General features: G+C 57.8%; 15 protein-coding genes and 2 tRNA genes. 13 read left to right on the forward strand and 4 right to left on the reverse strand.

Annotation, left to right across the window (positions count from 1 at the left end; translation table 11 throughout):
* Nucleotides 1-58 precede the first annotated feature (58 nt).
* A tRNA-Pro gene (locus tag ASU33_RS15350) sits at nt 59-132 on the reverse strand.
* A 79-nt stretch (nt 133-211) separates the two neighbouring features.
* Nucleotides 212-285: transfer RNA gene (locus ASU33_RS15355), tRNA-Pro, on the reverse strand.
* 217 nt (nt 286-502) lie between these two features.
* Between ASU33_RS15355 and ASU33_RS15360 the strand changes: the two genes are divergently transcribed.
* The 3 genes from ASU33_RS15360 (at nt 503) to ASU33_RS15370 (ending at nt 2582) form a co-directional block, all read left to right on the forward strand.
* Entirely contained in the window at nt 503-871 is a 369-nt protein-coding gene (locus ASU33_RS15360; RefSeq protein WP_059071726.1) for a T9SS type A sorting domain-containing protein, read from the forward strand.
* Between the two features lie 89 nt (nt 872-960).
* A complete protein-coding gene (locus ASU33_RS15365; RefSeq protein ID WP_059071727.1) occupies nt 961-2097 on the forward strand; it encodes an NAD(P)/FAD-dependent oxidoreductase in 1137 nt (378 codons plus the stop codon).
* A gap of 2 nt (nt 2098-2099) precedes the next feature.
* Nucleotides 2100-2582 (forward strand): hypothetical protein, encoded by a 483-nt coding sequence (locus tag ASU33_RS15370; RefSeq protein ID WP_149867255.1) that lies wholly within the window; start codon nt 2100-2102, stop codon nt 2580-2582.
* Between the two features lie 12 nt (nt 2583-2594).
* Here ASU33_RS15370 and ASU33_RS15375 read toward each other — a convergent pair whose 3' ends face one another.
* Nucleotides 2595-4382 carry an ABC transporter ATP-binding protein gene (locus ASU33_RS15375; protein ID WP_059071729.1) on the reverse strand — a complete coding sequence of 596 codons (1788 nt, stop codon included), beginning with the start codon at nt 4380-4382 and terminating at the stop codon, nt 2595-2597.
* A gap of 238 nt (nt 4383-4620) precedes the next feature.
* Between ASU33_RS15375 and ASU33_RS15380 the strand changes: the two genes are divergently transcribed.
* The 8 genes from ASU33_RS15380 (at nt 4621) to coaE (ending at nt 11198) form a co-directional block, all read left to right on the forward strand.
* The gene (locus ASU33_RS15380; protein ID WP_059071730.1) at nt 4621-5712 is read left to right on the forward strand and encodes a Glu/Leu/Phe/Val dehydrogenase dimerization domain-containing protein; all 1092 of its coding nucleotides are present in this window, start codon (nt 4621-4623) and stop codon (nt 5710-5712) included.
* Nucleotides 5713-5825: 113 nt separating this feature from the next.
* A complete protein-coding gene (gene nusB / locus ASU33_RS15385) occupies nt 5826-7013 on the forward strand; it encodes a transcription antitermination factor NusB (RefSeq protein ID WP_059071731.1) in 1188 nt (395 codons plus the stop codon).
* A 92-nt stretch (nt 7014-7105) separates the two neighbouring features.
* Complete coding sequence (locus ASU33_RS15390) at nt 7106-7420, forward strand: YtxH domain-containing protein (RefSeq protein WP_059071732.1); 315 nt, start codon at nt 7106-7108, stop codon at nt 7418-7420.
* 114 nt (nt 7421-7534) lie between these two features.
* Nucleotides 7535-8536 (forward strand): isocitrate/isopropylmalate dehydrogenase family protein, encoded by a 1002-nt coding sequence (locus ASU33_RS15395; protein WP_059071733.1) that lies wholly within the window; start codon nt 7535-7537, stop codon nt 8534-8536.
* An 82-nt stretch (nt 8537-8618) separates the two neighbouring features.
* A complete protein-coding gene (locus tag ASU33_RS15400) occupies nt 8619-9143 on the forward strand; it encodes a DUF1573 domain-containing protein (RefSeq protein ID WP_059071734.1) in 525 nt (174 codons plus the stop codon).
* A gap of 88 nt (nt 9144-9231) precedes the next feature.
* On the forward strand, nt 9232-9549 hold the full coding sequence (yajC, locus tag ASU33_RS15405; protein WP_059071735.1) for a preprotein translocase subunit YajC: 318 nt from the start codon (nt 9232-9234) through the stop codon (nt 9547-9549).
* Between the two features lie 32 nt (nt 9550-9581).
* Entirely contained in the window at nt 9582-10568 is a 987-nt protein-coding gene (locus ASU33_RS15410; RefSeq protein ID WP_059071736.1) for a YbbR-like domain-containing protein, read from the forward strand.
* Nucleotides 10569-10571: 3 nt separating this feature from the next.
* Nucleotides 10572-11198 carry a dephospho-CoA kinase gene (gene coaE / locus ASU33_RS15415; protein ID WP_059071737.1) on the forward strand — a complete coding sequence of 209 codons (627 nt, stop codon included), beginning with the start codon at nt 10572-10574 and terminating at the stop codon, nt 11196-11198.
* On the opposite strand, the gene ASU33_RS15420 is transcribed toward coaE, so the two are convergent.
* The gene (locus ASU33_RS15420) at nt 11155-12762 is read right to left on the reverse strand and encodes a glycosyltransferase family 39 protein (RefSeq protein WP_059071738.1); all 1608 of its coding nucleotides are present in this window, start codon (nt 12760-12762) and stop codon (nt 11155-11157) included. The genes coaE and ASU33_RS15420 overlap by 44 nt on opposite strands.
* Nucleotides 12763-12851: 89 nt before the next feature.
* Between ASU33_RS15420 and ASU33_RS15425 the strand changes: the two genes are divergently transcribed.
* Together ASU33_RS15425 and ASU33_RS15430 are read left to right on the forward strand one after the other, a co-directional pair.
* Nucleotides 12852-14153, forward strand: a complete 1302-nt coding sequence (locus tag ASU33_RS15425) for a hypothetical protein (protein WP_059071739.1) — start codon at nt 12852-12854, stop codon at nt 14151-14153.
* 62 nt (nt 14154-14215) lie between these two features.
* Nucleotides 14216-14611, forward strand: a complete 396-nt coding sequence (locus ASU33_RS15430) for a hypothetical protein (RefSeq protein WP_059071740.1) — start codon at nt 14216-14218, stop codon at nt 14609-14611.
* Nucleotides 14612-14644: the final 33 nt, after the last annotated feature.

A 14644-nucleotide genomic window follows, 5' to 3' on the forward strand; every position in this document is an offset into this window, starting at 1 on the left:
GCCTTAAAAAACAGAAAAGCCCGCCGAACAAGTTGTTCAGCGGGCTTCCGGACTTTCGTCGGAGTGGCAGGATTCGAACCTGCGACCTCCAGCACCCCATGCTGGCGCGATACCAGGCTACGCTACACCCCGAGCGTGGCACCTTTCGGGAAGGTGACCTTCACATTGTCCAGAAAAAAGCTCTGGTATTAGCTTCTTTCCTGTTGCGTAGTCGGGGTGGCAGGATTCGAACCTACGGCCTCTACGTCCCGAACGTAGCGCGCTACCGGGCTGCGCTACACCCCGATTCGGACAATGTGGGTGCAAATGTAAGCAGGCGGTGTGCAACCTTGCAACCCTTGATAACTGATTTTTTTCAGGAGCCGGCACTACGTAGAAATAGGCACGAAAGTTGGCAGGTAATGCGTTTAATGCACCGACGAGCTTGAAACCAGTTGCTGAATCAAGCTCATCATGGCCAAAATCAGTATCTTTGAGTTCTGACACGCAGTCGTTTCCACTTATGAAAGCGTACGTCTACACCCTTATGTTTGTGGCGCTGTCGAGCGCTGCGCTTGCTCAAAATAGCCCCACGGCTAAGCCCGCCCTAATCACTTCCGATTCGGTGCAGAAGCCCGTGGCCGGCCCCGGCATCACCTTCAACGTAGAGGCCAACCCCGTGAACAACACGCTGCGGTTGCGTACCAACGCCAAAGGCCCGATGCAGCTCGAAGTAAATGATGCGTCGGGGCACCCGGTGCTTACCAAAGCATTGTCGGCTAACGGTTCGGCCATTTCGGTGCCCTTAGGCAATTTGCCCGGTGGCTCGTACGTGGTGCGCTGCATGGTAGCCGACAAAACGTTTATGCGCCGCGTAACGCTCGGGCAATAAGCTTTTGCGCCTTTTTTACGGGCTAGTACTTTAGCCTCCCAACTGTTCTGGTTGGGAGGCTTTTCTATTATCAACCTTAAGCATAAGCCGTGGCCACTTTGCTATCGTACTGGGAAAAACAAAGCTTTCTGCAAGGCTTTGATGTAGCTGTGGTGGGAGCAGGGCTTGTTGGCCTTACGGCGGCCATCTTCACCAAACGTCTCCGACCTAGGGCGCGCGTAGTAGTGCTTGAGCGCGATGTGCTGCCCAACGGCGCCAGCACCAAAAACGCCGGTTTTGCCTGTTTCGGGAGCATGTCGGAACTCATGGAGCAAGAAAAGCGCGGCGGCACGGCGGCGCTGCTGACGGTGGTGCAGTACCGCTGGGAAGGCCTGCGCATGTTGCGCGAACTGCTCGGCGACGAAGCCATCGGCTACGAGCCCCTAGGTGGTTTCGAGCTGTTTCGGGAGCAGGAGGCCGAGCTGGCGGCGCACTGCCGTGAGCACCTAGGGTACTACAATGCGCTGCTGGCGCCAATTATCGACGAGCCCGAAATTTTCCGGGTAGCCGACCACAAGCTGGCTCGCTTTGGTTTTGCCGGCGTGCACAGCATGCTAGAAAACGTGGCCGAAGGCGCACTGGATACTGGCCGCATGATGCACGCGCTGCTGCGCCTTGCCTGGCAAGAGGGTGTAGTGGTGCTGCACGGAGTACCGGTTACTGCCATTGATGGTAGCTCGCCCGCCATCAAGCTCAACACGCCACTAGCCGAAATAGAAGCCGAACAAGTATTGCTGGCTACCAACGCTTTCAGTCGTACGTTCTTCCCTGAGCTCGATGTAGTGCCCGGCCGCGGGCAGGTGCTGGTTACGGCACCCATACCCGGGCTTAACCTTCCCGGCACCTTTCACTACGACAAAGGCTATTATTATTTCCGACCTGTAGCCGGCAACCGCCTGCTCCTGGGTGGCGGCCGTAACCTCGACTTCGCTGCCGAAGCCACTACCGAGCCCGGCCTCACGCCAATGATTCAGGACCGGCTGGAGCAACTGCTACGCGAAGTGATACTGCCCGGCCAAAACGTCGAGATTGAATACCGCTGGAGCGGGGTGATGGGCTTTGGACAGGAGCTGGAGCCGTTTATCGGCGAGCTGGCGCCGGGTGTCTACGGTGCCTTGCGTTGCAACGGCATGGGCGTAGCCATGGGCGCCAGAAGCGGGCAACGGGCGGCCGAACTGATGGGATAGGTATGAAAAGAGCTGTTATTTCTGCCCTGCTGCTGCTCATGCCGTTGTACTGGCTCAGGGCTCAAAGCAGCCCCGGACGTTACGAGCAAGTAGCGTTAAACTTCTTCGTTAAGAAGATCTTGCCGGAATACGGCTTTGGCTTGGCTTTTTGCGGAGAAATCAGCCCACGGCTTTCGCAATTCTCCTACATGCCTTCGTGCTTTGCTCCGGCAGATTTTGCGTTTCGCGACCAACTCAACCGCACCGCAACAAATGCTGGCGCCGGCCAGTCAGTAGCCTTGACCTGGACTAGCCCGCAACTAAAACGAGGCTGTAGGGTAAGAAGAAAACAGCCGTTGTTGGAGGTATTTACCGCTACTGCACTGAACGGGGTATATTACGTTTTGCTCTACACACGCGGTAGGCACGGGGCCACGCACTACATGTTCGAGATTTCGAAAGAGGAGCACGTTGTGCGTTGGTGTCAGAAAAGTGAAGTATTCTGATTCCGGTCAGCATCAGGTGGCCTCTTCGCTTTGCAACTGCCGCTCGTAGAGGGCCCGGTACAAGCCTTCTTGGTCGGCCATGAGCTCCTCGTGGGTGCCGTGCTGCACAATGCGGCCGTCGTCGAGCACCAAGATGTGGTCAGCCAGTTTCACCGACGACACCCGGTGCGAGATGATAAGGCTGGTGCGGTTTTGCATGATGCGCTGCAGGCTACCTAGAATAACATTCTCGGTTTTGGTATCAACAGCCGACAGAGCATCGTCTAGAATTAGGATGCTGGGCTCCTTCACCAATGCGCGGGCAATGCTGATGCGCTGCTTCTGGCCACCCGAAAGGGTAATGCCCCGTTCGCCTACTTTGGTATCGAAGCCTTCCGGAAACCTCATGATGTTCTCGTGCACATCGGCATCCTTGGCCGCTTGCACCATGCGCTCCTCCGACAGCTCGTCCAACCCGAAGCCAATGTTGTGGCCGATGGTGTCGGAAAACAGGAATACATCCTGCGGCACGTAGCCAATCTGGCTGCGCAGCGAGGTAAGCGCATAGTCGCGCACATCCACCCCGTCGACGAGGATGCGGCCGGAGGTAACATCGTAGAGGCGGCAGAGCAGGTTGGCGATGGTGCTTTTGCCCGAGCCCGTGTTACCGATTACGGCCAGCGTGTGGCCCGGCTGAATACGGAACGATACCTCGGTAAGCGCCTGAATGCCCGTGTCGGGGTATACGAACGACACGTTATCAAACACGATGTCGCCCTGAATGGACTGCTCGACATTTTTGCGCGAAACGATGTCAGTCTTTTGGTGCAGGAACTCGTTGATACGAGCCTGCGAAGCTTCAGCCCGCTGCACCAACGACGACGTCCAACCTAGGGCCGTAACCGGCCAGGTCAGCAGGTTCACATAAATCAGAAACTCGGCAATGGTGCCGATGCTGATGGTGCCACGGATTACCTCCTGACCGCCAATCCATACCGTAACGATGGTGCTGACGCCCACCAAAAACAGAATCAGCGGAAAAAACAGCGAGTTGACGAAGTTGAGACTCAGCGACTTTTCCTTATAAGCATTGGAGGCCGCGGTAAACTGCTGATGCGAGTCCTGTTCGCGCACAAACGACTTCAGCACCCGAATGCCCGAAAACGCCTCCTGCACGAAGGTGGTCATGTTGGCTAGGGCGCGCTGAATCTCATCGGACTTCTTTTCAATCAGGTTATTGACGTAGAAAATACTGATGCTGAGCACTGGCAAAGGCAGCAGCGTAAGCAAGGTAAGCTTCACGTTTACCACCAGCATCAAAGGCACAATCAGCAGAAACAGGATAACCAGCTGCAGGAAGTACATAATGGCCGGGCCGATGTACATGCGCACGCGGCCTACGTCCTCGGAGATGCGCGACATCAGGTCGCCGGTGCTGTGGCGGCGGTAAAAGGAGAGGGGCAGCGACTGGTAGTGCTGGTATATCTCGTTTTTCTGGTCGTTTTCGATGTGCCGCGACATCACAATGAGGGTCTGGCGCATGAAAAACAAAAACACGCCGCGCAGTAGGGCCAAGCCAATTATTAGTGCCCCGTACAGAATGATGTTGCGGCCAAAGAGGCTGTACACGCCCTGTTGGGCTTGGGTGCCGCCGAAGAGATGGTACAGGTCGATACCCTCCTGCATCAAATCGAACGCGTAGCGCACCACCTGCGCCGGAAAGATGGCCAGCAGGGTGCTTAGCGCTACAAAGAGCACTCCGCCTAGGAAATGCCATTTGTAGCGGATCAGGTATTTATCGGTTGCGCGGAGGGCTTTCACGGGCGGGAGAGTCGGAGGCCAAGTTGACCAGTTTTCGGGAACGTTCCCGGTGGGCTGAGTCGGAAAAACGGGTTACCTTTGCGGCCGGTTTCGGGGCGGTGGCCAAAGGTACTGCGTAGTGGGAAGTCAGTAGTCAGAAACCGGCCACGACTCCCTAGGTTCTGCGCAACGTTTGGTCCGGCCACGGCGACCATGTGCCGTCTACCTACATCCTACCCATTCCCACAACGTTTTCCCCATGGTTGAGATCCAAGCCCTGCCCGAGACCAGCATCTTTGGGCAAATTGCTGAGTTCCAGCACGAGCAAGTGGTGTTCTGCCACGACCACGAGACCGGACTCCGCGCCATCATCGGCATCCACAATACCGTACTGGGCCCGGCTTTGGGTGGTACGCGCATGTGGCACTACGCCTCCGACGCCGAAGCCCTGAACGACGTGCTGCGCCTCTCGCGGGGCATGACCTACAAGGCCGCTATTTCGGGCCTGAACCTAGGGGGCGGCAAAGCTGTTATCATCGGCGACGCCAAAACGCAAAAGAACGAAGCGCTGCTGCGCAAGTTTGGCCGCTTTGTGAAGAACCTGAACGGCAAGTACATCACCGCAGAGGATGTGAACATGACCACTAAGGACATGGAGTACATCCGCATGGAAACCACGCACGTAGCCGGCCTGCCCGAATCGATGGGCGGCTCGGGCGACCCTTCGCCCGTAACGGCCTACGGTACCTACATGGGCATGAAGGCTGCCGCCAAAAAGGCATTCGGCTCGGATAGCCTCGTGGGCAAGCGCGTAGCCGTGCAGGGTGTGGGCCACGTGGGCACCTACCTGCTCGAGCACCTCACCAAAGAAGGCGCCGAAATCGTACTGACCGACTACTACAAGGAGCGCGCCGAAGAGGCAGGTGCCCGTTTCGGGGCCAAAGTGGTGGGCCTCGATGAAATCTACGACCAAGACGTAGACATCTATTCGCCCTGCGCCCTAGGTGCTACCCTCAACGACGACACCATCGGCCGCCTGAAGTGCGCCGTGGTAGCAGGCTGCGCCAACAACCAACTCAAGGACGAGAACGTGCACGGCCCGGCGCTGGTGGAGCGCGGCATCATCTACGCTCCCGATTTCCTGATCAATGCCGGTGGCCTGATCAACGTGTACTCGGAAGTGGTGGGCAGCAGCCGCCAGGGTGCTCTGAACCAAACCGAGAAGATTTACGATTACACCCTCCAGGTACTGGAGAAGGCCGCTAAGGAGGGTTCGCACCCCCAAGCTGCGGCCGTACGCCAGGCCGAGCAGCGCATTGCTGCCATCGGTCGGGTAAAATCGACGTACTAAAGTTTAGGGGTTGGGGAGTTTGTGAGTTTAGGAGTTGTTGTTCAGGACTTCTGGGCTACGACTGCGCCAACTCGTAAACTCCCCAACTCGCAAACTCATTAACTCCTTCCGTTTTGCTTAACCGCCGTACGCTTCGCATCAAAGTCATGCAGGCCCTTTATGCCTACGACCAGGCAATTGGGTCCGATTTTCTATTGGCTCTGGACCGCATCAGCGAAGCTTTTCAGCCCGACCTGAACTCCATGGTACCGCAAGACCGGCGCCTGCTGCAAGGGCAGCAGAAGCTGGCCGAAGCTGGTTTTCGGGAGTGGCACAAGGCCGGCGGTACTGCTGAGCCCGAAGAACTCGACAACCAGGAGGTAAACGACGCCATCCGCGACGCTGTTAAGTACTATCAGAAGCAGGTTCAGAAGGAAAACCAGTTCTACCTGAACCAGATGCTCCACGCCACGGAGAGCATTCACGATCAGTACATTCACCTGCTGAACCTGCCGGCAGCCTTGCTGCAGGTGCTGGAGGAGGAGCGTAGCCGCGAAGCCCGCCGCTTTACGGCCGCCACCGACCGCATCGATACCACGCGCCTCGAGCAAAACCCGGTGCTGCAAAAGCTTGCCGCCAACAAGCAACTGCAGGAGCTAACCATCCGCCGCACCCTGCAATGGGCTGGCGAAGACGAGATGGAAGCCCTGCGCCAGACCTGGCGCAACGAGATGCGCAACGATACCGAGTTGCGCAGCTACTTCGAAGCCCCAGCCGGCGACTACGCTGCCGATCAGGAAATTCTCAAGTACATCTACAAAACGTTCGTATTCAAGGGCGAAGCTGTTCCGGCGCTGCTGGAAGAGCAAGACCTGAACTGGGAGGAGAATCGCGCCATTGTGAAGAACCTCGTGGTGAAGACGATGAAGATGCTCGAGGAAAGCACCGACGAGAACATGGAGTTGCTGTCGTTGTCGGCCAACTGGCAAGAGGATAAAGAGTTTGCCGAAACGCTGTACAAGCAAACCCTCGCCGACGATGCCCGCTACGAGCAATTGATTTCGGGTGCCGTACAAAACTGGGACGTGGAGCGCGTGGCCCTGCTCGACAAGATCATCCTGAAGATGGCCTTGTGCGAAATGCACCTGTTCCGCTCCATTCCGGTGAAGGTGACCATCAACGAGTACATCGAAATCAGCAAACTCTACAGTACGCCCAAAAGCAAGCAGTTTGTAAACGGTATTCTGGATAAATTGGCGCAGGACCTGATGGCCAGCGGAGCAATCCGTAAGTCGGGCCGCGGCTTGCTGGATAACCAGTAACCCGCAGGCAACCCCGGCAACGGCACCTGCGTTGAGCCCCTCAGGAACCGCTCAGTTTTCTGCCCTTTCCCCTTCTGTCCCTACCCCGCCCCATGGCTAGCAAAACCACTACCGGCATTTTGTGCTTTGCCACCGGCGCCCTTGCCGGCGCTACTATTGGCCTTCTGTACGCCCCCGAAAAGGGCCGCGAAACACGTAGCTGGCTTAGCTACAAGCTCGAGAAGTACCGCGAAGTGCTGGCCGATCTAACGGAGAACCTGGTTACTAGCCGCGTCGACGAAGGTCCGTCGTCGGCTCGGGCCGAGGGGCAACGCGTAATCCGCGACGCGAAGGACAAAGCCGAGCAGTTGCTGGGCGACGTTGATCAGCTAATCAACCAGATTAACTCGCGTCGTACCGCGCTGTAAGCTTCGCAAAATCAATGTGCTGATGTGCTAATGGATGGAATGTGCTGAGGAAGTACCTAGGCGCATTCATCGTTAGCACCTCAGCACATTCTCATATCCGCACATTCACTCGTCATGCATACTATCACCCTCATTCCTGGCGACGGCATAGGTCCTGAAATTACCCGCGCCGTGCAGGACATCTTTGCTGCCGCCCAAGTACCCGTGCAGTGGGAAGAACAAAACGCTGGTCAGACTACCTATGATCAATCGGGTGAGCTGATTCCGCAAGCATTGCTCGAGTCGCTCGAGCGCAACTGCGTGGCACTGAAAGGCCCCATCACTACTCCAGTAGGTAAGGGTTTCCGCTCCATCAACGTTACGCTGCGCCAGAAGTACGACCTGTACCAAAATCTGCGCCCCGCCAAAACCACCGAGGGCGTACCTACGCGCTACTCGGGCGTTGACATCGTGCTGTTCCGCGAGAACACCGAAGGCCTGTACTCGGGCCTAGAAGTATACGACGAGCCCCGCGGCATTGCCGACTCGTTTAACCGGATTTCGGTTGAAGGCTCGCGCAAAATCTGCCGTGCGGCTTTTGCTTACGCTGCCAAGCACGGCCGCAAAAAGGTAACGCTGGCCCACAAAGCCAACATATTGAAAATGGCCGGCAAGCTGATGCTGGATGCCGCGCTGGAGGCTTCGCGCGAGTTCCCGCAAATTCAGTTCGAGGACAAGATCATCGACAACATGTGCATGCAGCTCGTGACCAAGCCCGAGCAGTTTGACGTGATTGTAACCACCAACCTGTTTGGCGATATCCTGTCAGACCTGTGCGCTGGCTTGGTGGGCGGCCTAGGTGTGGTAGCCGGCGCCAACATCGGCGACAACATGGCCATCTTCGAAGCGGTGCACGGCTCGGCTCCTGATATTGCGGGCAAAGGCATTGCCAACCCCACGGCTCTGCTGCGCTCGGCGCTGCTGATGCTCGAGCACCTAGGGGAAAAGGAGTATGCTGCCCGCATCGAAACTGCCCTGAACGAAACGCTGCGCCACAAAGAGCAGTGCACCGGCGACCTAGGTGGCCCTGCCACTACGCAGCAGTTTGCCCAAAACGTAATCAACAACCTGCGCTAACCCGCTGACAGTTGTATATTTGACGGAAAGCATGCCGTGCTGCCGGTAAACAGTGGCGCGGTTTTTCCCTCTTCTTGATTCCATGAAACGCACCTTGTTTTCGACCTTTCTGGTAGCCGGCCTGCTCTTTACGGGTGCTTGCAACCAGCAAAAAACCGAGGTAGGCGAAGCCGGTATGAACGTGGCGGCCACCCAGGCTGCCGATGCCGCTAATCCTACGGTAGACAACCCCAACGTGGCAACCGAATCGGAAGCCCCGAACCCGAACGCACCGGTAATGACTTTTGCCGAGGCAGAGCACAACTTCGGCGACATTCAGCCTAACTCGGTAGTAAAGCACACCTTCGAGTTTACCAACACGGGCAAAACCCCGCTGCTGATCGACAATGCGCAAGCGTCGTGCGGGTGCACGGTGCCCAACTGGCCCAAAGACCCCGTAGCACCGGGCCAAAAAGGCAAAATTGAAGTGCAGTTTGATGCCCACGGCAAAACGGGCATGCAAAACAAGCAGATTACCATTACGGCCAACACCCAGCCGAGCACTACGCAGCTTACCATTAAAGGCAACATTCTGCCTGATGGCGCCAGCGGTCCGGTTCGCCAGTAATTACTAAACCACGAAAAAAGGCCTGCGGCAACTGCCGCAGGCCTTTTTTATTGTAAACTTGTCTTTCTTCAACCATTTCTCTTCTGCCGTGCTTCTCACGCTCTTGTTGCAAGCTTCCGCCGCTAGCGGCCCGTTGCAGTACCTGTTTCCGCTGCTGCTGCTGGCCGTATTTTATTTCTTCATGATTCGGCCGCAGCAAAAACGGGCGGCCGAGGCACGCAAGCTGCGCGAAGGCCTCAGCAAAGGCTCGCAGGTAGTAACCATTGGGGGCCTGCACGGCCGCGTGGTGGAGCTCAGCGACGACAAAGTGGTGTTGGAAGTTGATAAAGGCACCCGCCTGACCTTCGACCGTACCGCCGTAGCTCGGCAGCTGAATGCAGGTAAGTCGGCCGAGGCAACCGCCTAGGTAGCTTTATCCAATGTTGTTCGTAACGCGCCATGCCGCTACAAACCGCACGTTCGCTGGCCCGCTGGTTTGTCCGGCCGCTATCGGAGCCGGAGCGTAGCTTTTGGCGCGTAGTTACCAGCTGTTTTTTGGCAGCCGTAACGCTGTGGGTGCTCAACGCGCTCAACAAAAACTACACCACGCGCGTGAGCTACCCTTTGCAGTGGCAGTACAACGACGCGCAGTTTATTCCGGTTAGGCCGCTGACCGAAAGCGTTTCGGTGCAGGTAACTGGGCGGGGCTGGAAGCTGTTGCGCATCGCGCTGGGGCTTGATATTCGGCCTGCCGAGGTAATCGTGCGCCGCCCAGGCGGTGCCGGAGCAGTGCCGGGTACGGCACTGCGCAGTGGCCTGATTGGCGCCATGGACGGGCTACAGCTAAACGCCGTACTAACGGACACCATCTATTTCGAGTTTGATCGGTTGGTTACCCGCCGGTTGCCGCTACGGCTCAGCCCCGATGCCACCGGCGAGGCGCTGCCGTTTGATGCGCGGTTTGTGCCCGCAGACATCACCTTTAAAGGCCCGGCAAATACGGTAAATGCATTGCCCAGCCCGTACCCGGTGCACCTACCGCAGGCCCCGGCCGGGAGCACCGATGGCAGCATCAGGGTACCTGTGGGCGGCCCGGCGTTGGTGCAGACCGATGTGCAGGAGGTGCAAGTAAAACTGCAGCCCCGGCAAGTGCACACCCGCACCATTATTGTGGAGCCCCAACTGCACCACTTTCCCGGCGACAGCACCGTAAAGCTGTGGCCAGCCCAGGTGCCGGTGGAGGTGCAGTTTTTTCCCGAAGACTCGGCCAAACTCAACACAAGCCAGGTGCAGGTGTTTGCCGACTACCGCCAGCTTCGCGAAGATGACTCGACGGTGCAGCTTTCGTTGCGCCCGCTGCCCGTCGTGATTCGGGGGGCGCGCATTGGCGTAACTACCGTGCGGGTATTGTCGGGTGCCAAATACAAGTCAGTACCTAGCCGCTAGCGTATGCTGAAAGTAGGAATAACCGGGGGCATCGGCTCGGGCAAGTCGGTAGTGTGCCGCTTGTTTGCGCTACTAGGTGTGCCCGTGTACGATGCCGATACCCGCGCCAAATGGGTGATGCACCACGACGCAATATTGCGAAGTAGCCTGCTAGCCGCCTTCGGTTCGGAGGTGTATGCTGCCAACGGCGAGCTGAACCGTACCTACCTAGCTGGCATGGCTTTCAGTAACCCCGAAAAGCTTGCCCGACTCAACGGCCTGGTCCACCCGCGCGTGGGCCACGACTTTGCACAGTGGGCCACCGCGCAGCAGCAAGCCGGGCATGCGTACATCTTGAAGGAGGCCGCGCTAATGTTCGAATCGGGCTCGTGGCAGCAGCTCGACCGTATTATCACGGTTTATGCGCCGCAGGAGCTTCGCCAGCAGCGTGTGCTACGCCGCGATGCGCATCGCACCCTGACCGATGTTACGGCTATCATCAGCAAGCAGCTCAGCGAGGAAGAAAAACTGAAGCGGGCCGATTTCGTCATCTACAACAACGACGAGCAATTGGTGCTGCCGCAGGTGCTGGCCCTGCACGAGGCATTTACGGCATTGGGTACTGCACCTGCAGCACGCGTAGCGCAATAATGCCATCGGCAGTGATTTGGTGCAGTGGGGTAGCGGGCGGCAGCGGCAAAGAGGGCGGCGACAAACGCTCGGTAGTGAGCAGGTACTTGGCCTGCGCGGGGCTGCTGAGTACTACCCGCTCGCGCTCGGCAGGGCGCAGCAACAGCCGGGCGTTGTAAAGGGGCATAAAGTGGGGGCCGCTCACGCGTAGCGGGCCCGAAGGGTAACGGCGCAGAAGCCATTCCAATCCCTGTCGGTACGATACGCCCCAATAGTCGCGCTCAAATAACCCGGCCGCGAAGGTGTTTGGGATGGAGAAGTATAGCTGCTGCTGCGGGTGCGCACGCACCAAGTAAGCCAAGGGGGGCAGCAATAGGCCGGCCGTAAGAAGGCTCGCCAAGGTTGCTCGTTGCCTAGGTGCCCAGCGCGTAAGGGCCTGCAAAAGAGTCCGAAATCCAGCTGCCATTAGCAGCACCAATGCCGGGTATACAAAGTACAAGTGGCGCCATCCATCGTAAATAACCGAGCGAAACACAATTACGGAGAGCAGCGGACCGAAAAGCCATGCCGCAACAAGCAAATCGAAACGCGTGGCAACGGGTACCGCCCATTGCCGCATGCTCCGCCAGGTGTCAGTTATCGTTCGGCCTAACCCAAGCAATGCCAACGCTATGAAAGGCAGGGGAGTAGTTACCACAATCCATACTGAGGCGTAGTGCCAAGGCAGGTGCCGCGCCGAAATAAGCTCGCCTAGGTAGAAGTTGTGAAGGGTGGAGCGGTAGCGGCTAAAAGAGCGAAACGCCAACAGGAAGTTCGCAAAAGGTGCTTCCCACAAATAAGGCCAGCCAGCCACCGTGAAAGCGGCCATTAAAGGCAGGTAGGCCGCTACGGCTAATAGTAGAGCGCGGCGGCGGGTAGGCTCTTGCCACGTTTCGAGTAGCCCAAACCCTACGGTGAGAGCTGGGAGCAGCACGCCCATGGTACGCACATCGATAGCAAAGGCCGAGGCAGCGGCATGCAGCAGCACCCACCATATATTGGGTCGCTGCAGCATCCGCCAGAGTGTGAATACACCTAGGATAAACACCGAGGCAAATACTACATCCTTGTAGTTGACGAATGCTTCGGCGAAAAAGCGGGGCGTAAGAACTAACAGAGCCGCGGCCAACAGGCCGGCTCGCCAATCGGAAAACCGCCTACGCGCCAACGCATAAAGTGCGGCCGCACCGGCCACAAAAAATAAAAAGTTGACAAAGTGGCGCAGTAAGTAGATAGCGCGCTGGTCGTGCGCTCCGCACAGGCGTTCGAGTGCGAGCAAAAGCAATTGGTAGGCTACGCCGTGGTCGGCGTCGGGCGATGCTGCCAACTCGGGCACAAGGTGGTAATTGGGTTCTTGCTGGGCCAACTGCCCAAGCCCTAGGTGCTGGGCTACGTATTTGGCATTAATGATGCCGTTGATGCGCTCCGTCGATTCATCCCAGCCAATGCCGTAGTCTTGGTGCAAGGCCGCGCCCAGAGCCAGCAGTGCCCCAAAAAACAGCGGTACTACCCAGCGCCGCACCGAGTCAGACGATAAATCAAACATAGAAACGAACTCATGAAGCCTACTGGCTGGAGCGGGGCAAAGGTAGCTTAGCGGGGCACAGCGTTACTTTGTGGTTTTCCTTGCTGGTTATGCTGCGTCGCCTGCCCTACGCTCTTTGGCTTGTTGCCTTGCTGCTGATTGCCTTGCGCCTGGGGCTGCTGTGGCACAACAACCCAGGGCTCGAGCTAAACTGGGACGAAGTGCGCAACGCCCGTATAGCCGATAACTGGCTGCAGGGCAAAGGCTACGTCAGCTACGATCATGTGCGGCAGCAACTGCGCCCGGATGCGTTTCATGCCACGTTTCCGGTGTGGGGGTATGCCGCATGGACTTGGCTGGGTTTGCCGCGGTACTACCTCGTGGCTGGCCTGATGCTGCTGATGGCAGTTGGCGGCGTTGTTACGTTGCTGTACGGGCAGCGCATTCTGCGGTGGTATGGGCTACCGCTGCGCTGGGCGTGGCTTGGCGCGGGGCTACTGGCCTTTTACCCCTCGGTGCTGTGGTACGTAGGAGCGTGGTTCTGGTACGAGAACCTTTGCCTGCCGGCCTTGGTGTGGGTTACGTACCAATTGCTGCGCCTGCAGGCGGGCCGCCCGCTGCCCCTTGCCAAAGCCCTGCTGCTAGCATTGGTGGTGGTAGTGTCGTGTTTGTTGCGCGGCTATTTGCTGGCCGTATACGGCCTGATGTTCGCGCTGGTACTTTGGCGCGGGTACCGGGCGGGCGCAGGTGTGCTGCGCCACGTATGGCGCCCGGCCCTGCTAACGCTCGTGCTAACGGTCGTGTTGCACCTCCCCATCCTGGTTAAAAATCACAGCTTGTTTGGGGCCTACATTCTCAGCACCCAGCCCGGGTTCGAGTTGCTGCAAGGGCACAACTTTGCCACCAAGGGCAAGTTTATGTTCAACTGGGACGAAGCCGACGAGCCGTTTGGCCGCTGGGTATTGCAGTCCATTCCCCGTTTGCATGCGCTTAATCAGTACCAGGAAAGCCAAGCCCGGGCCCGCTTGGCTCAGCAATGGATAGCTCATCACCCAGCTGAGGAGGTTCAGCTAATTGGGCGCAAGCTGCTAATGTTTTTCAGCTCCGAGAACTTTGTGGCCGATGCCGACCGCACGGGTTATCATCCCGTAACGGCCGCAGCGCACCTAGGCTTTCTGCTGAGCCTGCTGCTCACGGCACTACGCTGGCGCGGATTGCGGTTTCGGCCGGCCGATGCCCTGCTGCTTGCCCCGTTTGCCGTGGTGCTATTGCTCAGCTTGGCTTTCTTCGTGGGTTACCGATGGCGCCTGTTTGCCGAACCCGCCTTTGTGCTCTTCCCGCTGATTACGCTGTGGCGGCTGAAGGTGGCCCAATTGAAGAGAATTGCCGAGCCAAAGGCGGACCATAGGTAGTGCCGAAGCTAAACCAACTATGGCTATAGCCTTGCGTATGCTAGGCGAACGGCTCCGCACTCATGTCACAACTCCTGTACCGCACACCCTCCATCGAAATTCAGCTCGACCCGCTCAACGAATGGCTTTATGTAAACTGGGTAGGTAACCAAACCGAGCAATCGGTGCGCGAGGGTGCTACCAAAATACTGGATTATGTGCAGCAGGAGCAAGTGTGCAAAGTGCTGAACGACAACACCAACGTAACCGGCATGTGGGGAGGAGCGGCCGAATGGGTTGGCAAAGAGTTGATACCGGCGTTGAACGCGGTCGGGCTTCAATACGCCGCCTGGGTTTATTCGCCTGATATCTATAGCCGCCTGTCAACCGATAGCTCGTTGCAGCACGTGGCAGGCGGTGTAATCGTGCTGCCCTTCGACGATGTCGAAACCGCTGCCAGCTGGTTGCGGCAGATGTAGCAGCTACTGCCAGTACACGCGGGCAACACTGGC

The sequence above is a fragment of the Solirubrum puertoriconensis genome (assembly GCF_001483135.1).
Taxonomy (GTDB): domain Bacteria; phylum Bacteroidota; class Bacteroidia; order Cytophagales; family Hymenobacteraceae; genus Solirubrum; species Solirubrum puertoriconensis.